Source organism: Streptomyces sp. NPDC002619 (assembly GCF_042889305.1).
In the GTDB taxonomy this organism is placed as follows: domain Bacteria; phylum Actinomycetota; class Actinomycetes; order Streptomycetales; family Streptomycetaceae; genus Streptomyces.
In genome coordinates, this window is record NZ_JBIAQV010000012.1 from 61550 (window position 1) to 84682 (window position 23133).

A 23133-nucleotide genomic window follows, 5' to 3' on the forward strand; every position below is an offset into this window, starting at 1 on the left:
CCGGTGCCGTGTGTCGAATCGGCCGTGTCCCGGTCGACGCATGGGTGAGAGGGCCGGTGAGGGCCCGTACCGAGGAGGCTGTCATGAGTGGTGAGGTCATCGCGCGCCTGGCGATGTCGCTGGACGGGTACATCGCGGGGCCGCTGTCGGGGCGCGAGCATCCGCTGGGCGTCGGCGGGGAGCGGCTGCATTCGTGGGTGTTCGGGCTGCGGACGTTCCGGCGGATGCAGGGGCTTGAAGGCGGCGCCGGCGGCTGGGACGACGAGTTGCTCGCCGAGTTCGTGGAACGGCCGGGAGCGGTGGTGATGGGGCACGGTATGTACGTCACCGGCGAGATCCCGTGGGGCGAGGAGCCGCCCTTCCACCTGCCGGTGTACGTCGTCACCCACCATCCGCGCGAGTCGGTCGTGAAGAAGGGCGGCACCACCTTCCACTTCGTGACCGAGGGGCCCGAGCGGGCGCTGGAGCTGGCCCGGGAGGCGGCCGGTGACAAGGAGGTGTCGCTCGCGGGCGGCGCGGATCTGGTGCAGCAGTTCATCCGCAACGGGTGGCTCGACGAACTGCTCCTGCACGTCGTGCCGGTGCTGGCGTGCGGCGGCCGGCGGCTCTTCGACGACGTGGGTCACGAGCACATCGAGTGGCGCAAGACGCAGGTGCTGGACTCCCCTGAGGTCACCCATATTCGCTTGCGCCGGGTCGACACGCCTGTCTGACAATGGCGTTCATGACCTGGACCATCGCCCCCGAGCCCTTCGACTCCCCCGTCGCCGCCGCGCTGTGGCGGGCGTACTACACCGAGGTCAGCGACCGCTGGTACCTGTTGCACGAAGGGCACCGCACCGACCCGGCCGAGCTGGAGCGGGCGATCGCCGCCCGCGCCGGTGCCGAACTCGCCCCGCCCGGCGGGCGGTTGCTCATCGGGCGGTACGACGGCACTCCGGGCGGCAGCGCGGGCGTACGGCTCCTGAACGCGGACACCGCCGAACTCACCCGCGTCTTCGTGTGCGAGGAGCTGCGCGGCAAGGGCGGCGCTGCGCTCCTGGTGGCCGCCGCCGAGGACGCCGCCCGCGCCCTGGGGGCGAACCGGATCGTCCTCGACACCCGGGACGACCTGGTGGAGGCCCGCGCCCTGTACGCCCGGCTCGGCTACACGGAGACCGAGCCGCACAACGACGACGTCTACGCCGAACACTGGTTCCGCAAGGAACTGTTGACGCCCCAAGCCGTCAACTGACCTTGGCGGTCCGTGCCGTTCGGGACGCGCTCGCGCCGTCGTCCTGCGGCTGCTCGCTCTGCGCGCCGCACATCTCGTCCGTCAGCTCCTTCACCAGGCGGGTCAGGTCGGTGGGCCGGTCCGGGCCCCACCAGTCGCCCAGCAACTCGGCCAGAGACTCCTCGCGGGCCCACGCCAGCCGCTCGGCGACCTGGCTGCCCTGCTCGGTCGGGATCAGGTCGAGGCCCTCACGCACGCCCAGGTGCCGCTCCTCGATCTGGCGGGCGCCGTCGAGGATCACGTTCAGCGGGACGAGAGCGCGCTCGGCGAGCACACCGGGCTCCACCGAGCCGTATCTGCGCATCCGCAGCAGCAGCCAGCTCGTCACTGGCAGCAGGTCGTACCCGGCCCGCTCGGTGATCTTCCGGTACACCTCCCGCCGGCCGTCGCGGGTGCCGAGCAGGGACAGCGCGCGGGCGCACTCGTCGTACGAGGACCGCTGGACCGGGTTGGAGGCCAGCGTCTCCGTCACGTCGGGCGCCGTCACCGAGCCGCGCAGCCGGTCCTCCTTCAGGAACCACGCCAGGACGAAGCCGAGGAGGGCGACCGGAGCGGCGTAGAGGAAGACGTCGGTGATCGACACGGCGTACGCATGCAGGGCCGCCGGGCGCAGCGTGGGCGGCAGGGAGGCGATGCCGCGCGGGTCGGACTTGAGCGCGGCCGGCGTGAGGCCTGCCGGGAGGTGTACGCCCCGGAAGGCGGCGGTCAGTTCGCCGGCGAGGCGCCCGGCGAAGACGGAGCCGAAGATGGCGACGCCGAACGAGGCGCCGATCGAGCGGAAGAAGGTCGCGCCGGAGGTGGCGACGCCCAGGTCCTCGTAGGAGACGGCGTTCTGCACGATGAGGACGAGGACCTGCATGACCAGGCCGAGGCCGAGGCCGAACACGAAGAAGTACGTGCTCATCTCGGCGGTGGAGCTGTGCTCGTCGAGCCGGTGGAGCAGGAGCAGCCCGATGGTCGTGACGGCCGTACCGGCGATGGGGAACACCTTCCAGCGGCCGGTGCGGCTGACGATCTGCCCGGAGACGGTCGAGGACAGCAGCAGGCCCGCCACCATCGGCAGCATGTGCACGCCGGACATGGTCGGGGAGACGCCGTGGACGACCTGGAGGAAGGTCGGCAGATAGGTCATCGCGCCGAACATCGCGAAGCCGATGATGAAGCTGATGACGGCGGCGAGGCTGAAGGTGCGGATGCCGAAGAGTTTGAGCGGGAGGACGGGTTCGGCGGCCCTGCCCTCGACGGCGACGAAGACGACGGCCAGTACGACGCCCAGGACGGCGAGCCCGATGATCTGCGGGGAGCTCCACGCCCATGTCGTCCCGCCGAGGGAGGCGACCAGGACCAGGCAGGTGGCGACCGCGGCGATCAGGAAGGTGCCGAGGTAGTCGATGACGTGATGGGCGGACTTGCGCGGGATGCGCAGGGCGGTGGCGATCACGGCGAGGGCGACGACGCCGATGGGCAGGTTGATGTAGAACACCCAGCGCCAGCTCAGATGCTCGGTGAACAGCCCGCCGAGCAGCGGCCCGAGCACGCTGGTGGTGCCGAAGACGGCCCCGAAGAGCCCCTGGTACCGCCCGCGCTCCCGGGGCGGCACGACATCCCCCACGATCGCCATCGACAGCACGATCAGCCCGCCGCCGCCGAGCCCCTGCAGCGCCCGGAAGCCGATGAGCTGCGGCATGTTCTGCGCCATGCCGCACAGCGCGGAGCCGATCAGGAAGATGACGATCGCGGTCTGGAACAGCTTCTTGCGGCCGTACAGATCGCCGAGCTTGCCCCACAGGGGGGTCGCCGCGGTGGACGCCAGCAGATACGCCGTGACGACCCAGGACAGGTGCTCGAGCCCGCCCAGGTCACTGACGATCGTGGGCAGCGCGGTCGACACGATGGTCTGGTCGAGTGAGGCGAGCAGCAGTCCGAGGAGCAGGGCGCCGATCGAGACGAGGACGTTGCCGGAGACGCGTTCCCCCTCCTGCGTGCCGGCGTGCGTGTCCAGGGCCATGAGACCTCCCGGGCTCTCGTGGACATCTTCCATCGTGGAGGGTCTGGTGGGTTATGGCCTGTCGAGTCCGATTGGGGCCCGCTGGAACGCCGCACGGAAGCCGGGATTCCGGGGGGCTTGCGAACGAGTTGTGTGGGAGGTCTGGATAATCTCTGAAGCTCGCGGGGGGACGCGAGGGGAGGGGACGACATCGTGACGGACCAGAACGACCAGAAGGCCCAGCAGGACCAGCTGGACCAGCAGAACGAGCAAGGGGGTACGCGCTGCCCTCAATGCGGCACACCACGTGCCGCGGACAACACACCGGCGTGCGCCTGCAACCGCGAGGCGTCCGACGCCCTGCGTGACACGCGCACGGCGGAGGCGGCAGCGGCGGAGGACTTCGACCCGCTGCGGATTCGGCCGTACGTGGAGCTGGAGCCGTACGCGGAGGCGGAGTCCTCGGTGGAGAAGGCGGGGGAGGGTGCCGCCGAGGCCACCATGGCGCTGCGTGCCGTACCCGCCGACGCGCTCTCCGCACCCATGGCCCCCTCGGCGTCCGAGCCGGCCACGACCGACCTGAACCTGTTCGAGCACGACGGGGCGGAACCGTACGACGGCGGCCCTGAGGGGGCCGCGGGGAGGCCGCGACGCCGCTCCCGCCGCCCCCTGCTGCTCTCCGTGGCCGGAGTGGCCGTGGCGGGCCTCACGGCGGCCGGTTTCGCGAGCGGCATGCTCTCCTACGAGACGCCGACCCGCGATGGAGCCGCACCCCAGGAGCTACGGCAGAGCGTGCCCGACACGACGACCGAGGCGGCCTCGGCCCCGGCCTCCGCGACGCACGCCTCGGCAGCCCCGGCGCCCACGTCCGCCGGCCCGGCCTCCTCCTCCCCAACCCCTTCGACCACAGGGCCGAGCGCATCCCCGTCCCCCACCGCGTCCCGCTCGACGCAGCCGACCCAGACGGCGAGCCTCACCAGCACGACGGCGGTGGCCCCGTCTGCCCCCGCCCCGGTGCTGCGCCGCGGCGACCAAGGCCCGGACGTCAAGGAACTCCAGATCCGCCTGGCCCAGGTGAACCTCTTCTTCGGCAACGCGAACGGCAACTACGACAACCGCACGGAGAACGCCGTACGCAGCTACCAATGGTCCCGGGGCGTCACAGCCGACGAACTCGGCGTCTACGGGGCGGCCACGCGGGCGAGCCTGGAGTCGGAGACGTCAGAGCCGTAGGGCCACGGAGGAAGCGGTGGACCGGGGTCAGCCCGCGTCCTGGTGCGCGTGCTTGAGCCTCATCCGCGCCTCCACCCGCTCGGCCCCCGTCACCTCCGCCCAGAAGCGGTGCCCGCTCACGAACACGGCCAGCTCGTGCTCCCGCTGCCGCAGCTTCTCCACCTCTGCCTGCTCGTCGGCCGTCCAGCCCGGCGAGGCCGGGCGCTCCACCTTGCGCCAGCCCTGGGTGTCGCTGAACGCGTCCAGCGGTTCCACCGACCAGGGCAGTCGCTTCAGCAGGGCCGAGAGCTCGGCCCGGACCTGATGCAGCTCCTCCTGACCGGCGAGGAGGTCACTCGGAAAGTCATAGGTCTCAGCCACGCGGCAATGCTACGCCTGTTCGATTTTGGGAGGCGAGTTCGTTCCCGAGGTTCATGCGAACGAGTGCTCGGCGCCTCAGTGCCCTGCCGCCCGCAGCTCCCGTACGACGCGTGAGGTCACCGGCACGGGTACGCCGTGCCGGTCGGCCGCCCTCAGCAACGCGCCGCCGATGGCGTCGAGTTCGAGCGGGCGGCCCGCCTCCGCGTCGCGCTGCATCGAGGACTTGGTGGGGGGCGGGAAGGCGTCGTACCGGGCCAGGGCCCGGGACAGGTCCGTGGGGGCGCCGCTGGCCCGGCTGACCGCCGCCGTCTCGGCCACCAGGGACGCCAGTTCCTCGCGGTGCCGCGTGCGTACGTCGCCGAGGGGCAGTCCGTAGCGCGTGGTGAGCAGGGCGAACGGGGCGAGGAACGCCATCTTGGCCCACAGCGTCGCCGTCTCGTCCTCGGTGACCCGGGTGGCGGGGCCGGCCGCGTCGAGGGCGGTGGCGAGGGCGTCGAGGCGGGGGCGTGGGACCCGGTCACCGGCCAGGTCGATCTCGGCGAAGGGGCTGCCGTGTTCGATCACGCCGGGGGCGAGGCGGGTCGACTCGACGCGGACGACGGCGGGGGCCACGAGGTCGGGGCGGTGGCGGGCACGCAGGGTCTCGGGGTGTTCGACGCCGTTCAGGAACGGTACGAGGAGGCCGTCGCCGAGCACCGTGGACGGCACGCGGGCGAGCGCCGCGTCGAGCGCGGTGTGCTTGACGGCGACCAGGCACGCGTCGACGGGTTCGCGCAGTTCGGTGTCCGCCTCGACGGGGGCGGTGAAGTGGCCGAAAAGGCCGCTGCGGACGCGGATTCCGGCGGTGCGCAGCGTGTGGGCCGTGTCGTCTCCGGCCAGGCAGATCACCCGGTGCCCGGCGCGGGAGAGCAGCGCGGCCAGCAGTCCGCCGATGCCGCCGGGGCCCAGGACGGCCACGGTGAGTTCGTCGTTCGCCATGATGGACTTGTTCCTCTCGTCGGTCGGCCCCGGGGACGGTGGCCGCCTCGGACAGGATCATCGCAGGGACAACCGGGCCTGGGGGAGACTGGGAACATGTGCCGAAGCATCAAGACACTTCGTCCGCCCGTGCTGGAAGCCGAGGCCACGGACGACGAGATCAGGGCCGCCGCGTTGCAGTACGTGCGGAAGGTCTCCGGGTTCCGGGCGCCCGCCGCCCACAACCAGGAGGTCTTCGAGCGAGCGGTCGACGCGGTGGCGCAGGCCACGGCCGAGCTGCTCGGCGGGCTGGAGATCCGAGGGCAGGCCGTACGAGGGGCCGGATAACAGCCGCGGTCCGGAGGACTACGACGCCTCCGACGTCTCCGGCTCCCGCCGCATCAGGTACGTCGCGCCCGCGCCCGCCGCGAACAGCGCCACGAGCGACACCCCCGTGGCCAGCCATGTCGCGCCCAGCCACTGCGCGCCGAAGTAGCCGAGGGCGACGCTGTAGACGGCCCAGGAGAGGCCGGCCAGCGCCGACCAGGGCAGGAAGTCACGGGCGCGGCGGTGCGCGGCGCCCGCGCACAGGGAGACGACCGAACGCCCGGCCGGGGCGAAACGGGCGAGGACTACCAGCGCGCCGCCGCCCCGGGCGAGGGCCACGCCGAGTCGTTCCTGCGCCGTGGTGAGACGGCGGGAGCGGGCGATCGCCCGGTCCAGGCGTTCCCCGCCGCGCCAGGCCAGCCGGTACGCCACCAGGTCGCCGAGGACGGATGCGGTGGCCGCGGAGAGGATCAGGAAAACGATGTCCGGCACCTGGTGCGGGACGTTACCCGTCGCCGCGCCGGAACCGGCCGCCACCGCGGTGGCCGCCGTGATCACGAGGACGCCGCTCGGCAGCACGGGCAGGAAGACGTCCAGGAGGACCGAAAGGGCCACCATGGCGTAGATCCATGGGCCGGCGGTCAGCGACCTCACGCTCTCCAGCAAGACGACTCCCCCCGTTGCTCCCCCGATGACAGCCAGACAGCGTACGCCGGGGGTGTGACGGGAGGGTCACAGGGGGCTGTGGAGAATCGAGAAGTCGCCAAACAAGCATGGAACATCGACAAATTGCCTAGTCAATGCTTGCAAGTTCAACATTTGCCCAGGGTTCCGCTTCCACTCGCGGCCCCGTCCCGGCCTCGGCCGCGGCCGCACGGAGAACCGCTCTCGCCACCGCGTCGGCGTCCGAAAGTGTGACCGAATCCACACCCGGTCGGGCCCCCGCCGCGGTCACCCAGTGGACCCCCTCGGTCGGCACCCCCAAGGCGAACCGGCGGGTGTGCGGGCGACCTTGGCCGTCGACCAGACGGTAGGGCCGCTCTGTCACGTCCAGCCCTCCCGTCTCGTAACCGTCCACGACGTGCGGCCGGCACTCCCCCGCCGCCAGCAGCCCCGCGAGCAGTTCGTCGGCGGTGCGCCGCACGTCCGGCTCCGGAAGCCGGGCCTCGACCAGCCCCGTCACGCGCACCGCGGAGCAGGGCACGTCCGGCGAGTGCGCGACCCAGGCCCCGTCCGCCTCCCGCACGTCCAACCGCGGCCCGAGCACCGTCACCACGCCCGCCGACACCAGCGCGGCCAGCTCCTCGATGCGCCGGCGGGGCGGGCCGATGGACAGGAAGGCGTTGAGCGGGGTGTACCAGCGGTCCAGGTCGTCGCGGCGGGAGGCGCCGGACAGGCCGCCGTGGTCGACGATCAGCCGTATCTCGTTGCGCAGGTCCCGCAGCACGTCCAGCGCCGCCTTCAGCGGTCCGTCCACATTGCCGAGGGCGGCCTGCGCGGCGTCCTCGCGCAGATACGCCAGCAGCCACTCGCGCCACTGCCCCGGGTCCGTGAACTCCCGTCCCCCGTACGGCCGCCAGATCCGCTCCCAGCTCCAGCGGCCGGCCTCCGCGACCCCGAACTCGTCGAGCAGCAGCGCCTCGTGGGGGTCGCCGTGGGGGACGGCGAGGAAGCGGTCGGCGAAGTCGGGGCGGCGTATGAGCGTGTCGTAGTACACCGCCTCCACCTCCTTCGCCACGAGCGGCCATATCTCCGCCCGGAAGTCCGGCGCCTCCCCCGAGTCCGCGCGCTTGCGGAAGCCCGCTATCACCTCCGGCGTGAGCACGAGCGGGGTGTGCCGGCCGTACGGCCCCTTCGCGTTGTCGCCGCGCGCCTGGTACGGCACCCCGCGCCGCGAACCCGCGTACAGGCGCGGCTCGTTGCCGGACGGCGTGTAGCGCAGGGTGCCGTCGGCAGCCGGGGCGAAGCGGCCACCGCGGCCGGTGGTCAGCAGGGCCAGGTGGTCGAAGAAGTTCAGGCCCAGGCCGCGCAGCAGCACCGGTTCGCCGGGCGCGAGCGGGGAGAGGTCGACGTCGGCCGGGTTGGCGGGCGGGATATGGCGCAGACCGTGCCGGGCGGCGTAGGCGGCCAGGTCCCGCTGCGTGCGGTCCGTGACCACGGGCAGGTGGCCCTGCGCGAGGACCACGGCCGTCAGGCCGGTCAGCGTCCGGCCGTCGTCGAGCGTCAGTATCTGCTGCCCGTCCGGGTCGTCGGCGAGCCGGACGGCACGGGTCCGGTACGTCTCGACGCGTACGGCCTCGGGCGCCCGGTCCAGCAGATCCGCGAACACCCACTCCAGGTAACGGCCGTAGTGCGCGCGGGTCGGGTAGTCGTCCGGGCCCAGCTCACCACCCGCCCACTCGTACATGCTCGGGCCGGGCCGGATCGGGCCCGAGCAGTCCACGCTGTCGTCGGTGAACAGGGTGACCTGACCGGCCACGGTGTTCATCAGCAGCTCCGGCGACTGCGCGGTGCGCCAGACCCGGCCCGGCCCTGGCGGCGCCGGGTCGACCACGTGGACGGTCAGCCGGACGCCGGGCGGGAGGAGTTCCGGTGCGGACGCGCAGAGGCGTTCCAGGACGCTGGTGCCGCGCGGGCCGGCGCCGACCAGGGCGACGGAGACGACTGCGGATTCCTCGGTCGGTACAGACAAAGGGGAGACTCCCGGGCGTGTGGGGCGCTTGGCAGCAAACCGTCCGCCGTAAGCGGACGGCCCGCCTCATCATGCCGCCGCCGACCACGTAAGCCAACGCGCGTCCCAGACGTCACGGTTGTCCCTCATGAGGCGGTGAGGGAGGACTCCTCCACGGTCCACAGGGTGCCGTCCGGCCGCGCCTGGTCCAGTCGTAGGCGGGCCGAACGCCCTTGCAGCACAAGGGACATGATCTGGTTGCCGAACCAGGGACCACCTGTTTTACGCCAGTTGACGGGGGGCCGGGGACAGCGCCCGTGCCGGGCGAAGCGCCGCCCCAGCAGCCGGGCCGCCGCGCTCCAGCCGAAGCGGAAGCCGAGCCGTACCGACAGGGGGATGGAGTTGTGCACGGGCGAGCAGGTGAGCTGTAGTACGCGGGCATCGGGTGTGCCGGACGGCCACGACGGCTCGGCGACGTACGCATGATGCACGTCCCCGGACAGCACGCAGACCGTAGCCGGCGCGTCCGTTCCGGACCCGGCCTCGGCGAGCAGTCCGGTCAGCGCGGCGAAGGACGCCGGGAAGGCCGCCCAGTGCTCCAGATCGGCCACGCGGCGCAGCCGCTCCCCGAACCGGGCCCAGCGCGGCCCGCGTTCACCCCGGCACAGCGCCGCGTCCCACGTCTCGGCGTCGTGCACCAGGTGCGGCAGCAGCCAGGGCAGCGAGGTGCCGACGAGGAGATGGTCGTACGACCCCCGGTCCGCGAGCGCCTGCTCGCGCAGCCACCGCTCTTCCCCGGGGTCGAGCATCGCGCGACTGCGTTCCTCGAGCACTCTCGCCGCCCGGGTGTCCACCATCAGCAGCCGTACGCGGCCGAAGTCGCGCCGGTAGCTCCAGCGCACCGAGGCGGGGTCGACGTCGGCCTTGGCGGCGAAGGCGCGCAGCGCGTCGGTGCCGTCGGGGCTCTCGCGGACCGCCGCGTACAGCGGGTCGTCGGCCAGCTCGGCCGGGGAGAGGTTGCCCAGGTGCTGGTGCACCCAGTACGACATGAGGCCGCTCAGCAGCCGCTCCTGCCACCAGTGGGTGGCCCGCATGTCGGCGAGCCAGGCGGCGGAGGTGTTCCAGTCGTCGATGACGTCGTGGTCGTCGAAGATCATGCAGCTGGGCACGGTGGACAGCAGCCAGCGCACCTCGGGGTCGAGCCAGGACTCGTAGTAGAGCCGGGTGTACTCCTCGTAGTCCGCGACCTCGCTGCCCGGCGGGTCGGACAGGTCGCGGCGGGCGGCGAGCCAGCGCCTGGTCGCCCCAGAGGTCTCGTCGGCGTACACCTGGTCGCCCAACAGCAGCAGCACGTCAGGGCGTTCGCCGTCCGGGTCGGCGGCGAGCCGGGCCGCGAGCGAGCCCAGGGCGTCGGGGCCGACCGGATCCTTCTCGTCGGCCGGCGGCGCGGCCCAGCGGCACGACCCGAAGGCGACACGCACCACGTCCGCGCCGCCGCCGGGCGTGCGGATGACGGAGGGCGGGAAGCGGGAGTCGGGCAACGGCCACACGCGCGTGCCGTCGAGGAACACCTCGTACGACGGCGAAGTGCCCGGGGTGAGTCCGTCCACCGGGATCAACGCGTAGTGGTGTCCCGCCACTTGGAACGTCCGGGCGCTGCCGCCGGCGCCGCCCTCGCAGCGCACCTCGGCGGCGCACGGGCGGCTCGCCTCGACCCAGACGGTCGCTGACGAACCGTCGGCATACCTCAGCAGTGGTCCCAGGCGCAGTCCGGCCATGATCTCCCCTCCTCCGTCGCCCCGTACGGTACGGAACGACGGAGGCCGTTGGGGAGGTCTCGGAGGTCAGCAGCCGCTGAGGTAGCTGGTGAGCGCGCTCTTCTCGGCGGAGTCGACCGAGAGGTTGTAGTAGTACTTCACCTGGACCCAGGCGCGGACGTAGGTGCAGCGGTACGCCGTGCGCGACGGCATCCAGGTGGCCGGGTCCTGGTCGCCCTTGGACTGGTTGACGTTGTCGGTGACGGCGAGGAGCTGGGGCCGGGTCACGTCGTTGGCGAGGGCCTGGCGCTGGGCGGTGGTCCACTTGCTCGCGCCGGAGTCCCAGGCCTCGGCGAGCGGGACGAGGTGGTCGATGTCGACGTCGGAGGCGGCGGTCCAGGTCGCGCCGTCGTACGGGGAGTACCAACTGCCGCTCTGGGCAACGCAGGCGGAGTCGGTGACGACGTTGCTGCCGTCCCGCTTGAGGATGTACTCGCGGGTGTTGCAGGTGCCGCTGATGGTGATCCAGGTCGGGAACAGGTCACGGCTGTAGCCGGTGCGGTTCTCGGCGGCCACCGTCAGCTGGGCGAGGTAGCTGCGGGCGGTGGCGCCACTGACCGGGGTGGGGAGGGCGGCGGAGGCGGTCGGGGAGTTGAAGAGGGCGACGGAGGCTAGCAGGCCGCTGAGGGCCGCAAGTATGCTGACCCGTCGACGCGCGTAGAACTTCGACATGCGAACTCCCTTGAGGAGTGGGGGTGTTGGACCGCGGGCGAGGGAATGCTCGCGACTCCGTGTTGCTGGGAGGTGTGCGCGCGGTAAGAAACTAATGACGCGTTCATGACATGACAAGGTTCACGGCTGGACTTTCTGCCGCCGGGGACGATGCGAGCCGGCCGGGCGTCGATGTGAGCTGAACGTCAGGTGAATGCCGAGCTGAGCGCTGGCGCACCCCGGCCCGGTTTTGTACCGTGGAGAAACAAAGTGGCTCCCGCCCGCTACCCCTGACCGGCGGGCGGGGCCGCCTTGTCCCCGACCCCCCTCGCCTCACCCACCCGTCGCCCCGGAGCTGCCCGTGCCGCCCACCGTCCTCACCGCCCGCGCCCTGCTCCTCGACATGGACGGCACCCTCGTCAACTCGGACGCCGTCGTCGAACGCATCTGGCGGCGCTGGGCCGAGGGCCACGGCCTGGACGGCGACGAGGTCATGAAGGTCGTACACGGCCGCCAGGGCCACGCGTCCATGGCCGTACTCCTGCCCGACCGCCCCGTGGAGCAGAACCTCGCCGACAACGCGCGCATGCTCGCGCAGGAGACGTCGGACATGGACGGCGTGGTCGAGATCCCCGGCGCGGCGGCCTTCCTGGCCTCCCTGCGCGACCTGCCGCACGCGCTGGTCACCTCGGCCGACGTCGCCCTGTCCACGGCCCGCATGGCCGCGGCGGGCCTGCCCCTTCCCGACATCCGCATCACGGCCGAGTCGGTGGGCGCGAGCAAGCCCGACCCCGAGGGCTTCCTGAAGGGCGCCGCCGAACTGGGCGTGTCCCCCGCGGACTGCGTGGTCTTCGAGGACTCCGGCGCGGGCATCACGGCGGGCCGAGCGGCCGGCATGCGCGTGGTCGGAGTCGGCCCCCGCGCCTGGGCCCACGGCCCGGACGTGGTGGTCCAGGACCTGACCCAGGTACGGGTCGAACAGGCGGCGGACGGCACGATCCGCCTGCACATCGACGAGCCCGCGTCCTAGCGGCAGCCGGACACCTCGGCTGCACGCGGTCCGACCGAGCGCTGAGGACGAGACCATCCACCGGCACAGCGACCAGGCCACGGCCTAGCGGCAGCCGGACACCTCGGCTGCACGCGGCTGCGCTTCGGACTCGAACCGGAGGGCCTGAACCTCGACCTGATGGGCACGGGCTCCCGGGTCGGAGACCTCATCGAGCTCGAACTGGCCGCCCGCATGGAGTCGCCCGCCCCGCCCGCCTACGGCAGGCTGCTGGACGTCCTGAACGGCGACCCGGCCCTGTCCATCCGCAGCGACGAGGCGGAGAAGGCCTGGCGCGTCCTCGCACCGGCCATCTCGGCCTGGGAGAGGGACCTGGTCCCCCTGGAGGAATACCCCGCAAGCTCACCCGGCCCGCCCCCACGCCACCCCCTACGGCCCCGGCCCGGTACGCCAGGACAACCTGCTGTACCAGGAAACGACGCGCCGGGGCGACGACTGACCACCGCAGGGCAGCGGTACGGAAAACGGCCCCCCGGAGGCAACTCCGGAGGGCCGCAAAAGCCTGGCTGAGCTGGGCTTTACCTATCGGTGGGCGCGGACGGTTTCGAACCGCCGACATCCTGCTTGTAAGGCAGGCGCTCTACCCCTGAGCTACGCACCCCAGACGAGTCGACAGCCTACATCGCCCCGGGCGGTGCCCCGCAAACCCGTATCAGGGGGTTATCCCCACCCCGGATCCGGGAGTGTGCCGGATCGTCCCTCCCGGCACGGGTCCATACGGTCGTGACAGAACCGCTCAGTCCGGCTCAGGGGGAGATCAGCATGAACCGTACCGTCGCCGTCCGCGCGGGCGCCGTCCTCGGTGTCGTCGGCCTTCTCGCCGGCGTCACCGCCTGTGGCGCCTCCGCCGGGGACGACAAACATCCCGATCACCGGTCCTTCGCCTTGCACGGGCGTTCGCTCGTCGTCGACTCCGATGATTCCGCCTTGGAGATCGTCTCCTCGGAGTCGAACCGGGCGGGATCGGTCGAGGTCACCCGGTGGTTTCGGGGGTCCGTCGTGGTGGGGGGCGATCCTCGGGTGACCTGGGCTATGAAGGGGGATCGGCTGGTGCTGCGGGTGAAGTGTTCCGGGATCGTCGCCGACTGTTCGGCCCGGCATCGTATCGAGGTACCGCGCGGGGTGGCCGTCAGGGTGGAGGACGGGGACGGGAGTGTGCGGGCGCGGGGATTCCGGGACTCGCTCGGGATTCGGACGGGCGACGGGTCGGTGCATGTCACCGACTCCAGTGGGCCGCTGGACGTGCGTACCGGGGACGGGTCCGTGCGGGCCGAGGTGTCCTCCGCCCGGGTGCAGGTCAGCAGCGGCGACGGGTCGGTCCGGCTCCAACTCGGCGTCGTACCCGACCTGGTGGACACCCGCAGCACCGACGGTTCGGTCACCATCGCGCTGCCCCGGGGGACGTACCGCGTGACGACACGGACCGGCGACGGTGCGGTCGACGTGTCCGTGCCGCGTGACGCGGCCAGCGCGCATGTGGTCAGTGCCCGTACCCAGGATGGGAAAGTCACGGTGCGAACCGTGAACTGACCGGCCCGTGTGTTCGTCTTCAACGGGTGGGAGAATGACAGCACCCAGGGCGAGACACAGCACGGGAGAGGGATGTGACGGGGACACCGGCCACGACACCTTCGCAGCCGTACCCGCCATTCGCGCGGCCCCGGCGCGGCCCCTCCCCCCTCCGTGACGCCCTCACACTGATCAGCCTGCCCGTGCTCGCCGCCCTCGCGCTGCCCGCCGCGTTCGCCGGTGGCGGCACCCGGCGGTGGTTCGGCGGGCGGTCCGAGAGCCAGCGGGCGGAGGCGCAGGCCGCGAAGGACGCCGCCGCGGCCGCGTTCTACGAACTCGACACCGCCCAGCGGGATCTCAGGATCTCGATAGAGACCATCACCGCCGTGGACGACTCACCCGCCGCCCGGCGTGCCGTCTCCGACTTCGCGACGCTGGGGCAGCGCATCGACGAGGCGAGTCACCGTTACATCGACGCCGTGGACGCGCACGATCTCGACCGGGACGACCTGGAGGCCTCGGTCGCCGTCCAGGCGCGTGGCGAGCTGACCGCCGCCAAGGACGAGCTGGTCCGGGTCAAGCAGGACCTGGACCGGTTCGAGGACGGTCTCGGGCCGCTGCTCGGCAAGGCCGAGACGCAGCTGGCGCGGCTCGCGCCCGCCGTGGAGCGGGCCCGGCAGGCGCTGCTCGGCGCGTCGAACGCGCTGGACGCCGTACGGGGCGCGGGTCTGAAGGCAGACGATCTGGCGGCACGGCTCGCCGCCCTCTCCCCCGAGCTGACGAAGCTGAACCAGGGTGCCGGTCAGCACGGGGTGCCGCAGACGCTGGAGCGGGCCGAGCGGGTGGCCCGGGAGGCGGAGGCGATCCGGGTCGAGGCGGAGCGGCTGCCGGAGCGGGCGGCGGAGATCGATCACCGGCTGGTCAGCCTGCGGACGCGGGCGCAGGCGCTGACGACGCGGGCCGGGCAGGTGGATCCGGTGCTGAGCGAGCTGCGGCGCCGGTTCGCGGCGGCGTGCTGGCAGGATCTGCAGCATGTGCCGGAGCAGGCCGGGGAGAACGTGCGGCAGGCCGAGCTGAAGCTGAAGGACGCGCAGGCCGCGCGGGACGAGCAGCGCTGGCCGGACGCGACGTCGCTGCTGTCGACGGTGCGGGCGCTGCTGAACACGACCGACGAGGCGGTGTCGGCCGCGGGTGACCGGCTGCGACGGCTGAACGCCGTACAGAAGGATCCGCAGCAGGAGATCCAGCGGACGCGGTTCGCGATCCGGGACGCGCAGCGGCTGGCCATGACGGGCCGTACGACGCCGGATCCGCGGCAGGCCCGGCCGCTGGACGAGGCGGTGGCCCGGCTGGAGCGGGCGATCGGGACGCTGGAGGGGCGGCATCCCGACTACTGGCACTTCCTGACCGAGACCGAGGCGGTACGGCAGTCGGTGGCGCGGGTGGTGACGCAGATCCGCGAGGAACGCGGGGGCGGCACACACTGACCCGCTGCCGGCGGTCGCCAGTGGGCGCTGAGCCCTTACCGGCGGACGTCGACGGGCACTGAGCCGCTACCGGCGGACGTCGGCGGGCGCTGGCCCTTGCAGGCGGACGTCGGCAGGCACTGAGCCGCTACCGGCGGCCAGTGGGCACCGCGAGCTCTTGACGGCGAGCGCCGCCAGACACTGAGCTGTGGCCGCCCACAGTTCGGCGCGCACTGAGCCGCTGCCGCCGGACGCCCGCGGGCACTGAACCCTTGCCGGCGGGCGTCGGCGAGCGCTGAGCCGCTACCGGCGGGCGTCGGCGAGCACTGAGCCGCTACCGGCGGGCGTCGGCGAGCACTGAGCCGCTACCGGCGGGCGTCGGCGGGCCCTGAGCCGTTGCCGACGGGCGACCGTGGGTGTTGCGCCGTTGCCGCCCGGCGGTGGTGGGCGGATATTGGGAGGACGTACGGCCTCCGCACACGCACAGGGAGGCGGATATGGCCTCACACGCACTGCACTCGGGGACGCGCCGGCGGATCCGGTTCGACGAGCACCTGCCCGTCGATCATCGGCTGAGCAAGATCTACCGCGTGGGGGCGGGCCTGATGGGCCTGTTCCTGCTCGCCTTCGGCATCCTCGGGCTCACCGACAACATCGGATTCTTCGACACCGGCGGGAACACCGCGCTGGGCCTGAACACCAACGGCTCGCTCAGCGTCCTGTCGGTCTGCGTCGGGCTGCTGCTCTTCGCCGGCATGGTGATCGGCGGGAACTTCGCGTCCACGCTGAACATGGTGCTCGGCGTCCTGTTCCTCCTGAGCGGCTTCCTGAACCTCGCGCTGCTGGACACCAACCAGAACTTCCTCGCGTTCAAGATCCAGAACGTGCTGTTCAGCTTTGTCGTGGGGATTCTGCTGATGGTGTTCGGGATGTACGGCAGGGTCAGCTCGGTCCTTCCGCACGACAACCCGTACTGGCGGGCGCGGCACCCCGAGGAGGCGGAGCTGGAGGATCAGGCCCGGCAGCAACAGCCGTCCTGAGCGGGCCGCGCCGGGTTAGCCTGTGCGCATGCCTCGCTACGAGTACCGCTGCCGGACCTGCGGCGACACGTTCGAACTGTCCCGCCCGATGGCGGAGTCCTCCGCCCCCGCCACCTGCCCCACGGGCCACGACGACACGGTGAAGCTCCTGTCGACGGTGGCGGTGGGCGGCACGGCCTCCGCGTCCGCACCTGCACCGGCTCCTCGCGGCGGCGGGGGCGGGGGCGGGTGCTGTGGTGGGGGTTGCTGCGGCTGAATCGCCTACGCGCCCTGTCGCGCCGCCCGCAGAAACTCCCGCAGGATTCGTTCCCCGGCCAGCACTCCCCGCTCCGGGAGCGCCGTGATCGCCGGGGCCGTCCAGTCCGCGTCGGCCAGTTCGCCGTGGCCGGGGCGCCAGCCCCGGTCCGCTGCCAGGAGGAGGTCGGCGTCCAGGAGGGAGTCTCCGGCCGCCAGGGTCAGCTCCGCGCCGGTGCGGCGGGCCACCTCGCGTACCGCCGCGCTCTTCGTCAGCGGTTTCGGTACGGCGTAGATCTTGCGGCCCTGCAGGGACATCGTCCAGCCGCGGTTCTCTGCCCACACCGCGAGCTCCTTCACCCACTCCTCGGGCAGCAGCTCGCGCTCCACGACCAGGTAGACGAAGAGGTTCTCGGCGACGCGGTGCTTGCGGACCCAGGACGGGTCGGCGGTCGCCTCGAGATGAGCCCGGACCTCGTCCAGAGGCGCGCTCTCGTCGGCCAGCCGGGTCAGCACGCGCGCGTGCCAGTCGGGGTCCGAGACGCCGTCCACCAGCAGGTGGCCGCCGTTGGCGCAAATGGCGTACGTCGGCGCCGGGCCAGGCAGGTTGATGCGCTGGTACTGCTTGCGCGTCCGGGTCGTCGTCGGGACGAACACCGCCGTGTCGCCCAGCTCCGTGAGCAGCTGGGACGCCGTCTCCGTCATGTAGGACAGCGGACGGCTCTCGTGCACCTCCACACACAGCAGCCGCGGCGCCCGCGCGTCCGGCATGGTCAGTGCCAGCGCCGCCGCGGAGTAGATCAGCGTACGGTCGAGGTCGCTCGCCACCAGCACCGGCATCAGACGTTCACCGCCCGGCCGTCGGCGCCGGTCGCTCCGCGCGTGTACTGGGGGTGGATCAACCCCACGCAGGTGTACGGCAGTTCGCCGATCTCCTCGACCGGTACGCCTCTCTGTTCGGCCAGCAGCCGTACATGGTCCAGGTCGGCGCCCGCCCCGGCCCGCGCGAGTATCTTCCACGGCACGCGGCGCAGCAGCACGCGCGTGGTCTCGCCGACGCCGGGCTTGACGAGGTTCACGTCGTGGATGCCGTACTCCTCGCTGATGCGCTCGACCGCCGCCCAGCCCTCCCAGGTCGGGGTGCGGTCGGTGGCGGCGAGTTCCTTCACGGCCGCGTCCACGCTGTCCGCGACCTCGGGGAAGCGGGCGGCCACCGTGTCCAGGAAGGCCACCGACACGTCAGCGCCGGCGAGTTCGCGGTAGAACTTCGCGCCGTGGAAATCGTGGGGGCCGACGAGGTCGGCGCGCAGGACCGTGCGCGAGATCAGGCCGGAGACCGTCGAGTTGAGGCAGGCGGACGGGATGAGGAAGTCCTCGCGGGTGCCGTACGTCCGCACGCACGAGCCGGGGTCGGCCAGCACCGCGATCTCCGGGTCGAAGCCGGTGATGCCGTCGGAGGCCTCGAACTCACTGATGGCGTCGGCGAGTTCGCGGGTGATGGCGCCCTTGCCGGTCCAGCCGTCGACGAACACGACGTCCCGGGGGTCGTGGTGGGCGGCCAGCCAGCGCAGTGCGTTGGCGTCGATGCCGCGGCCGCGGACGATGGAGACGGCGTAGTGCGGCAGGTCGAGTCCGTGCCGTGACTGGGCCCAGCGGCGCATCAGGACGCCGACCGGGGTGCCCGCGCGGGCGAGGGAGGCCAGGACCGGGCGGGGGGAGCGTTCGGCGATCACGGTCTCGGTGACCACGCCGACCGCGTGCGCGATCCGGGCCGCCGAGTCGTCGAGGGCCGCGTGGAACAGCTCCTGGTACCGGTCGCTGGGCTGGTACTCCACCGGCAGCGACTCGGCGTAGTGCGCCCCGCCGCTCTGGATGGCCTCCTCGCGCTCCTCGGTCGGAGCCTCCAGGGTGACGTCCGAGAGGTCCTGGAGCAGCCAGCCCACCTCGTCGGGTGCGTACGAGGAGAAGGCGGGGCCGCGGAGGGGCTCGGGCAGCATGGCTGGCCTTTCGGGTACGTACAGGGGCTCGGGGACGTACGACGGTACGACCGCGAGCAGGACGTGCGGGATGTGCGCGCCGAGCTGGGCCAGCAGGCCGTCGGGGGCGTGCAGTTCGGGGGTGTCGGCGGCGGAGTCGACGACGGCGACGACGGTGTCGAAGCCGGCTCCGGCCACGTTGTAGGCGTAGCGCTCGCCGGGGCCGTCGGCCGGGGTGTCGTGGGCGGGGAAGACGATGCGGCTGCGTATCGCGTAGCCGGGGTCGTCGACGGCGAGGACGGGTGAGCGGGTGGTGGTGGAGTAGCGCACCTCGCCGAACAGGACCTGCTCCAGCTCGCGGGCGAGCCTGAGCGGCGCGTACATCAGCTCCTCGAAGCCGAGGACGAGGACGCGCCGGGCGCCGGTGGGCAGCGCTTCGGCGACCCGGGCGGCCATGGCGGGCAGCGCACGCTCGAGACGCACCCGGTGCGCGGGCGTGAACCCGTGCCGACCACCGTCGGGCAGCCGGTGCGGCCAGCGCAGGTCGACCCGGCCGACGCGCCCAGGACGGCGCGATGGGCTGGGCCCGGCGGCAGCCCCGGGCTTCGGCCCGGTGCTCAGCTCAGCGGTGGTCCTGGCGCCCAGCCCGGTCGCCGCCCCAGCCACAGACCCGGTGCTCAGCTCAGCGGCGGGCCCGGCGCTCGGCCCGCTCGTCGGCCCAGCCACAGACCCGGCGCCCGGCCCGGTCGCCGCCCCTGCCACAGACCCGGGCGTCGAACCGGCCCTGGTTGCCGTCGGACCGCCCGTCGCCCCGGCGGCAGCCGCCTCGTGCTGGGCCACCAGCTCCTGGCCCCTCTCCAGTACGCCCTCCGGTAGTCGTACGGTCCCGGAGGCTGCCGCGACCAGGTCAACCCGGGCGTCGATCTCGCGGGCGAAGTCCGTCAGGCGTCCGGCGTCGGCCGGTGAGCGCATGTCGACCAGCGCGACCACGACGTACCGTTTCCGCGGATAGCGTTCGTGCAGGTCACGGATGGTGTTCAGGACCGTGTTGCCGGTGGAGAACTCGTCGTCGACGAGGACCAGCGGGCCGTCGCCGGCCAGCAGCCCGGGGTCCTCCGGGAGCAGGAGGTGCGAGGTGGCGTGGGAGTGGGACTCCTCGAAGCCGCCGGCCGGCGCGATCCCGGCGACCGGGCGGCGGGTGGAGTGCAGGTAGGGGGCGAGGCCGAGGCCGTCGGCGACCGAGTGGCCGAGGCCCGTCGCGGTCTCCGCGTAGCCGAGGACGACCGCCCTGGCCGCCTCCTCGTCGCCGAGCAGCTCGCGCACGCGCCGGCCGAGGGTGACCCCCTGCCCGTACACCACGGCCGGCGACTGCGGTACGTGCTTGCCTAGCACGTTGGAGACGAGCAGGTGCGCGCGCTTGGGGTTGCGGCGCAGCGCCAGCCCCAGCAGTCCGGGCAGCGCGGCGTCGCCCACGAGCTGGACGCCGAGTCGCTCGGCGACCCAGCTGCCGGACCAGACCCCGTTGTTCACTGCGTTGTTCATGCGTTTCCTGTGTCGGGGGCGGTCAGTCGGATATGCCGGCGGCGAGCAGGTCCACGAATCCGACGTCTTCGTTGGCGACGCCGAAGAGCTCGGCCCGCAGCATGGTCCGCTCGGCCCAGGCGCGGTGCGGCTTCACTTCGTTCATCTTGTTCGTGTAAGCCGACCTGAGTACACCCCCGCCGCCGCGTTCCGGCCGCAGGATGTCCGCCGCGTCGCTGAACTCCTCGTGACTGACGACGGACAGCGCGTGCACGGGCAGGACGTGCGAGGGGTGGATGCAGGTCTTGCCGAACAGGCCGTTGGCGTGGTCGAGGGAGATCTCGCGCAGCAGCCCGTCCATCGCGTGCTCGATGAGGGATTCGCGCAGTTCCACGGCCTGTCCCTCCAGGAAGGGGCTGGTGCGCAGCATCGGCTTGAACATGCGCTCGGGGACCCGGAAGTACTCCCACACGGGCCCGGTCACGGTGAATCCGGTTCCGTCGGCCCGCCCCAGCATGTTCACCACGTCGGCGATCACGGAGGCGACGATCTGGACGTCGTACGCCGTCATGTCGGGCGCGCGGCGCAGGCCGTACGACGAGCAGAAGTCGGTCACGCCGAGGCGCAGGGCGAGCACCCGGTCGCGGTACTTGTCGACCGCGCGGGAGACGCCCTCCAGGGCCTCCACCCGGGTCTCGCGGTACAGCAGCTCGGGCGATTCCAGGACCGGCATGGCGAAGAGCCGGCGTCCGCTCGCGGCTTCGGCGCCCGAGAGCGCCTCCAGGAAGGGGATCCCGCGTTCCTCGGTGAACTTCGGCATCACGAATCCGGACAGCAGCCGGACCGTGCGGCCGAGGCGTCGTACGAGATCGGGGATCTGGTCGGCGGTGCGGACCCGGATGAAGAGCAGCGGCAGCGCCGCTCCCTCGCGCGCGGCCAGGTCGGCGAACTGGCGGACGAGGTTCTCCTCGCCCTCCAGGACCTCCGCGTCGGCGATGGAGTCCTCCAGGCACAGCACCATCGAGACCACGCCGCGCTCGGCCTGCTTGACGATGTCGTCGGCGAGCCGCGGCCGCGTGGCGGGGCTGTACAGCGTGGCGCCCAGGGCCGCGGAGAGCAGCCGGGCCGGGGAGTCGGCGGTGAACTCGCACGGCTCCTGGTGGAAGAGGCGCCCCCGTACCTCAGGGGCGATGTGCCCGAAATGACGCATAGAACTCCCCCGTGCCCCAAGGTGATGCTGTGGATGATGTTGTGGGTGGCCGGTAATAGTACGTATGGATCTATGTCAGAGGTTCCCGCCGGGCATGAATTCCAGGTAACGCAGGCAAGCACACCCACTGTGGACCAGGTACCCCCGCATTGTCGTGATCAGGACCGAGAAGGCAGGATGACCGCATGACGCACGCGATGCTGAAAGGGTCGAACGTTCCCCTCGAAGCCACAACGGTGCGCGCCGTGCTGCGCTGGACTCCCGGGCAGGGGGTCCCGGACGTCGACGCCTCGGCGCTGCTCCTCGGCCCCGACGGTCGTGTGCGCTCCGACGAGGACTTCGTCTTCTACAACCAGCCCCGGCACCCCTCCGGGAAGGTGTGGCGGCTCGGCAAGAAGCGGGTCGCCGAGGGCCTGACCGACACGATCCAGACAGATCTGACCGGTGTCGAGACCGACGTCAGCCGGATTCTGCTGGTCGCTTCGGCGGACGGCGTCACCTTCGACCGCGTAAGCGCTCTGCGCATCATGCTGTACGACGCGACGACCGCGGACGGTGATCCGCTGGCCCACTTCGACATCCAGCCGGAGACGGGGGCGGAGACGGCGCTGATCTGCGGCGAACTGTACCGCCGGGGCGAGGGCTGGAAGTTCCGTGCGCTGGGCGAGGGCTACTCGGACGGGCTGAAGGGGCTGGCAACGGACTTCGGGATCTCGGTGGACGAGTCGGAGGGGGCGGACACGCCTGCGGCGCTTCAGCCGGAGATCTCGCAGCCGTTGCCCCCTGAGCAGCAGCCTACGGCGGTGCCGTCCCAGCCTGCGTACGGCTATCCCCAGCCTGCGGCGACGGCGGCGGCACAGCCTGCGTACGGGTATCCGCAGGCCCAGTCGGGTTACGGATACGGCTATCCGCCGCCGGTCACTGCCGTGCAGGATCCGGACTTTCGGCTGCCGCCGCAGGGGCCGCAGTTCATTGGGCGTGGCGCCTAGTAGGAGCTAGGGGGTGCAGCGCTCTAGTCGACCTTGGTCTTGTAGCCCCGCCCCCACTGCAATCCCCACCCGTACAAGCGGTCCAGCTCGCCCTGGAAGCCGTACACGAACTTCACCTCACGGCGGACCATCAGTTCGCCCTTGATGTTCTCGATCATCACGACGGCGCAGGAGCGGGCCTGGGGGTGTCGTTCGTCGAGGCCTATCTCGATGCGGGGGCCGTTGCTGGGGTACAGCGTCACGATCGCGTGTGTGCGGTCGAACGCCGGCGTCTGGTCGTAGATGTAGACGAAGACGAGCAGGCGCTTGATGGCGTCGCGGTGGTCGAGGTTGATGTACATCGTCTCGCCGGACGCCGATCCGAAGCGGTCGTCGCCGCTGAGTTTGACGTACGGCGGCTGGTTCACGTCCCCGAGGTAGCTTCCGAGCGGCTGTACGACCCCCTTCGTGCCGTCCGAGAGCTCGTACAGGCAGCCCAGGTCGAGGTCGACGTTGACCATGCTCTGCCCGTGGCCCAGGACCTCCGGGGGCTTGAGTGCCTTGAAGGGGTGCCGCAGCAGGCTGGTGCGCTGGACGCCGCCGATGTCGGACGTCCGCATCCGCCAGGACAGGTTGATGCGCAGATGGCCGGTGGCCGCGCCCTGCTTGGTGAGGGACACCTGCTGGTGCCGCTTGGTGAGCTGTATGGAGTTGGTCGCGGCGCTGCCCGAGTCGAAGTCGGCCGCGCGTCCGCCCAGCAGCCCGTCGAAGAAACCCATTCCCGCCCCCACACACTGATGTCAACACTGCGGGGCGGCCGAGCGAGTCGGCCGCCCCGCACAGAGCGTTCCTCACCGGCGGGGG

General features: G+C 71.9%; 22 protein-coding genes and 1 tRNA gene. 11 read left to right on the forward strand and 12 right to left on the reverse strand.

All coding sequences use genetic code 11. The annotated features are described in order from the left end of the window. Nucleotides 1-83: 83 nt before the first annotated feature. Together ACFYXB_RS20645 and ACFYXB_RS20650 are read left to right on the forward strand one after the other, a co-directional pair. Nucleotides 84-713 carry a dihydrofolate reductase family protein gene (locus ACFYXB_RS20645; protein WP_389584266.1) on the forward strand — a complete coding sequence of 210 codons (630 nt, stop codon included), beginning with the start codon at nucleotides 84-86 and terminating at the stop codon, nucleotides 711-713. Between the two features lie 2 nt (nucleotides 714-715). Next, on the forward strand, nucleotides 716-1234 hold the full coding sequence (locus ACFYXB_RS20650) for a GNAT family N-acetyltransferase (RefSeq protein ID WP_389584268.1): 519 nt from the start codon (nucleotides 716-718) through the stop codon (nucleotides 1232-1234). Here the strand turns inward: ACFYXB_RS20650 and ACFYXB_RS20655 are convergent. Beyond that, a complete protein-coding gene (locus ACFYXB_RS20655; RefSeq protein ID WP_389584270.1) occupies nucleotides 1227-3281 on the reverse strand; it encodes an MDR family MFS transporter in 2055 nt (684 codons plus the stop codon). The genes ACFYXB_RS20650 and ACFYXB_RS20655 overlap by 8 nt on opposite strands. Nucleotides 3282-3473: 192 nt before the next feature. Here ACFYXB_RS20655 and ACFYXB_RS20660 point away from each other — a divergent pair, with 192 nt between their 5' ends. Next, nucleotides 3474-4493, forward strand: coding sequence for a peptidoglycan-binding protein (locus tag ACFYXB_RS20660; protein ID WP_389584271.1), 1020 nt, complete (start codon nucleotides 3474-3476; stop codon nucleotides 4491-4493). Between the two features lie 27 nt (nucleotides 4494-4520). Here ACFYXB_RS20660 and ACFYXB_RS20665 read toward each other — a convergent pair whose 3' ends face one another. Further along, entirely contained in the window at nucleotides 4521-4853 is a 333-nt protein-coding gene (locus ACFYXB_RS20665) for a hypothetical protein (protein ID WP_389584273.1), read from the reverse strand. Between the two features lie 75 nt (nucleotides 4854-4928). Continuing rightward, nucleotides 4929-5831, reverse strand: a complete 903-nt coding sequence (locus tag ACFYXB_RS20670) for a ketopantoate reductase family protein (protein ID WP_389584275.1) — start codon at nucleotides 5829-5831, stop codon at nucleotides 4929-4931. 96 nt (nucleotides 5832-5927) lie between these two features. Between ACFYXB_RS20670 and ACFYXB_RS20675 the strand changes: the two genes are divergently transcribed. Continuing rightward, nucleotides 5928-6158 carry a DUF2277 domain-containing protein gene (locus ACFYXB_RS20675; protein ID WP_351356724.1) on the forward strand — a complete coding sequence of 77 codons (231 nt, stop codon included), beginning with the start codon at nucleotides 5928-5930 and terminating at the stop codon, nucleotides 6156-6158. Between the two features lie 18 nt (nucleotides 6159-6176). Here ACFYXB_RS20675 and ACFYXB_RS20680 read toward each other — a convergent pair whose 3' ends face one another. The 4 genes from ACFYXB_RS20680 to ACFYXB_RS20695 form a co-directional block, all read right to left on the reverse strand. Next, nucleotides 6177-6803: a DedA family protein gene (locus ACFYXB_RS20680; protein ID WP_389584278.1), complete on the reverse strand. Its 627-nt coding sequence runs from the start codon at nucleotides 6801-6803 to the stop codon at nucleotides 6177-6179. Nucleotides 6804-6930: 127 nt separating this feature from the next. Next, nucleotides 6931-8829, reverse strand: coding sequence for an FAD/NAD(P)-binding protein (locus ACFYXB_RS20685; protein ID WP_389584281.1), 1899 nt, complete (start codon nucleotides 8827-8829; stop codon nucleotides 6931-6933). A gap of 125 nt (nucleotides 8830-8954) precedes the next feature. Continuing rightward, nucleotides 8955-10586: an alkaline phosphatase D family protein gene (locus ACFYXB_RS20690; protein WP_389584284.1), complete on the reverse strand. Its 1632-nt coding sequence runs from the start codon at nucleotides 10584-10586 to the stop codon at nucleotides 8955-8957. A 66-nt stretch (nucleotides 10587-10652) separates the two neighbouring features. Beyond that, entirely contained in the window at nucleotides 10653-11297 is a 645-nt protein-coding gene (locus ACFYXB_RS20695; RefSeq protein WP_389584287.1) for an HNH endonuclease family protein, read from the reverse strand. 334 nt (nucleotides 11298-11631) lie between these two features. On the opposite strand from ACFYXB_RS20695, the gene ACFYXB_RS20700 reads away from it, so the two are divergent. Together ACFYXB_RS20700 and ACFYXB_RS20705 are read left to right on the forward strand one after the other, a co-directional pair. Continuing rightward, a complete protein-coding gene (locus ACFYXB_RS20700; RefSeq protein ID WP_389584555.1) occupies nucleotides 11632-12306 on the forward strand; it encodes an HAD family hydrolase in 675 nt (224 codons plus the stop codon). A gap of 159 nt (nucleotides 12307-12465) precedes the next feature. After that, nucleotides 12466-12855, forward strand: a complete 390-nt coding sequence (locus ACFYXB_RS20705) for a hypothetical protein (RefSeq protein WP_389584290.1) — start codon at nucleotides 12466-12468, stop codon at nucleotides 12853-12855. Nucleotides 12856-12874: 19 nt separating this feature from the next. On the opposite strand, the gene ACFYXB_RS20710 is transcribed toward ACFYXB_RS20705, so the two are convergent. After that, nucleotides 12875-12946, reverse strand: a tRNA-Val gene (locus ACFYXB_RS20710). Between the two features lie 161 nt (nucleotides 12947-13107). On the opposite strand from ACFYXB_RS20710, the gene ACFYXB_RS20715 reads away from it, so the two are divergent. The 4 genes from ACFYXB_RS20715 (at nucleotide 13108) to ACFYXB_RS20730 (ending at nucleotide 16616) form a co-directional block, all read left to right on the forward strand. Beyond that, nucleotides 13108-13875 carry a DUF4097 family beta strand repeat-containing protein gene (locus tag ACFYXB_RS20715; protein ID WP_389584292.1) on the forward strand — a complete coding sequence of 256 codons (768 nt, stop codon included), beginning with the start codon at nucleotides 13108-13110 and terminating at the stop codon, nucleotides 13873-13875. 74 nt (nucleotides 13876-13949) lie between these two features. Next, nucleotides 13950-15341 (forward strand): hypothetical protein, encoded by a 1392-nt coding sequence (locus tag ACFYXB_RS20720; protein WP_389584295.1) that lies wholly within the window; start codon nucleotides 13950-13952, stop codon nucleotides 15339-15341. A 476-nt stretch (nucleotides 15342-15817) separates the two neighbouring features. Then, nucleotides 15818-16360: a DUF4383 domain-containing protein gene (locus ACFYXB_RS20725; protein WP_389584298.1), complete on the forward strand. Its 543-nt coding sequence runs from the start codon at nucleotides 15818-15820 to the stop codon at nucleotides 16358-16360. Between the two features lie 28 nt (nucleotides 16361-16388). Next, nucleotides 16389-16616: a zinc ribbon domain-containing protein gene (locus ACFYXB_RS20730; RefSeq protein ID WP_389584301.1), complete on the forward strand. Its 228-nt coding sequence runs from the start codon at nucleotides 16389-16391 to the stop codon at nucleotides 16614-16616. A gap of 5 nt (nucleotides 16617-16621) precedes the next feature. Here ACFYXB_RS20730 and ACFYXB_RS20735 read toward each other — a convergent pair whose 3' ends face one another. From ACFYXB_RS20735 to ACFYXB_RS20745, 3 genes are read right to left on the reverse strand one after another with little or no spacing between them, the layout of a single operon-like run. Further along, entirely contained in the window at nucleotides 16622-17434 is an 813-nt protein-coding gene (locus ACFYXB_RS20735; RefSeq protein WP_389584304.1) for an HAD family hydrolase, read from the reverse strand. After that, entirely contained in the window at nucleotides 17434-20112 is a 2679-nt protein-coding gene (locus ACFYXB_RS20740) for a phosphoribosyltransferase (protein WP_389584307.1), read from the reverse strand. Before ACFYXB_RS20740 ends, ACFYXB_RS20735 begins: the two co-directional genes overlap by 1 nt. Before the next feature lie 22 nt (nucleotides 20113-20134). Beyond that, nucleotides 20135-21301: an HpcH/HpaI aldolase/citrate lyase family protein gene (locus tag ACFYXB_RS20745; protein ID WP_389584310.1), complete on the reverse strand. Its 1167-nt coding sequence runs from the start codon at nucleotides 21299-21301 to the stop codon at nucleotides 20135-20137. A gap of 185 nt (nucleotides 21302-21486) precedes the next feature. Between ACFYXB_RS20745 and ACFYXB_RS20750 the strand changes: the two genes are divergently transcribed. Further along, nucleotides 21487-22290, forward strand: a complete 804-nt coding sequence (locus ACFYXB_RS20750; protein WP_351350968.1) for a TerD family protein — start codon at nucleotides 21487-21489, stop codon at nucleotides 22288-22290. Between the two features lie 23 nt (nucleotides 22291-22313). Here the strand turns inward: ACFYXB_RS20750 and ACFYXB_RS20755 are convergent, their stop codons facing one another. Further along, a complete protein-coding gene (locus ACFYXB_RS20755) occupies nucleotides 22314-23048 on the reverse strand; it encodes a Tellurium resistance (protein WP_389584313.1) in 735 nt (244 codons plus the stop codon). Nucleotides 23049-23133 lie beyond the last annotated feature (85 nt).

Coding starts and splice junctions, on each gene's coding strand:
- ACFYXB_RS20670 (WP_389584275.1), bottom strand. CDS start 5,831: ATGGCGAACGACGAACTCACCGTGGCCGTCCTGGGCCCCGGCGGCATC.
- ACFYXB_RS20645 (WP_389584266.1), top strand. CDS start 84: ATGAGTGGTGAGGTCATCGCGCGCCTGGCGATGTCGCTGGACGGGTAC.
- ACFYXB_RS20750 (WP_351350968.1), top strand. CDS start 21,487: ATGACGCACGCGATGCTGAAAGGGTCGAACGTTCCCCTCGAAGCCACA.
- ACFYXB_RS20695 (WP_389584287.1), bottom strand. CDS start 11,297: ATGTCGAAGTTCTACGCGCGTCGACGGGTCAGCATACTTGCGGCCCTC.
- ACFYXB_RS20715 (WP_389584292.1), top strand. CDS start 13,108: ATGAACCGTACCGTCGCCGTCCGCGCGGGCGCCGTCCTCGGTGTCGTC.
- ACFYXB_RS20675 (WP_351356724.1), top strand. CDS start 5,928: ATGTGCCGAAGCATCAAGACACTTCGTCCGCCCGTGCTGGAAGCCGAG.
- ACFYXB_RS20740 (WP_389584307.1), bottom strand. CDS start 20,112: ATGAACAACGCAGTGAACAACGGGGTCTGGTCCGGCAGCTGGGTCGCC.
- ACFYXB_RS20705 (WP_389584290.1), top strand. CDS start 12,466: ATGGGCACGGGCTCCCGGGTCGGAGACCTCATCGAGCTCGAACTGGCC.
- ACFYXB_RS20655 (WP_389584270.1), bottom strand. CDS start 3,281: ATGGCCCTGGACACGCACGCCGGCACGCAGGAGGGGGAACGCGTCTCC.
- ACFYXB_RS20755 (WP_389584313.1), bottom strand. CDS start 23,048: ATGGGTTTCTTCGACGGGCTGCTGGGCGGACGCGCGGCCGACTTCGAC.
- ACFYXB_RS20745 (WP_389584310.1), bottom strand. CDS start 21,301: ATGCGTCATTTCGGGCACATCGCCCCTGAGGTACGGGGGCGCCTCTTC.
- ACFYXB_RS20735 (WP_389584304.1), bottom strand. CDS start 17,434: ATGCCGGTGCTGGTGGCGAGCGACCTCGACCGTACGCTGATCTACTCC.
- ACFYXB_RS20730 (WP_389584301.1), top strand. CDS start 16,389: ATGCCTCGCTACGAGTACCGCTGCCGGACCTGCGGCGACACGTTCGAA.
- ACFYXB_RS20690 (WP_389584284.1), bottom strand. CDS start 10,586: ATGGCCGGACTGCGCCTGGGACCACTGCTGAGGTATGCCGACGGTTCG.
- ACFYXB_RS20725 (WP_389584298.1), top strand. CDS start 15,818: ATGGCCTCACACGCACTGCACTCGGGGACGCGCCGGCGGATCCGGTTC.
- ACFYXB_RS20650 (WP_389584268.1), top strand. CDS start 716: ATGGCGTTCATGACCTGGACCATCGCCCCCGAGCCCTTCGACTCCCCC.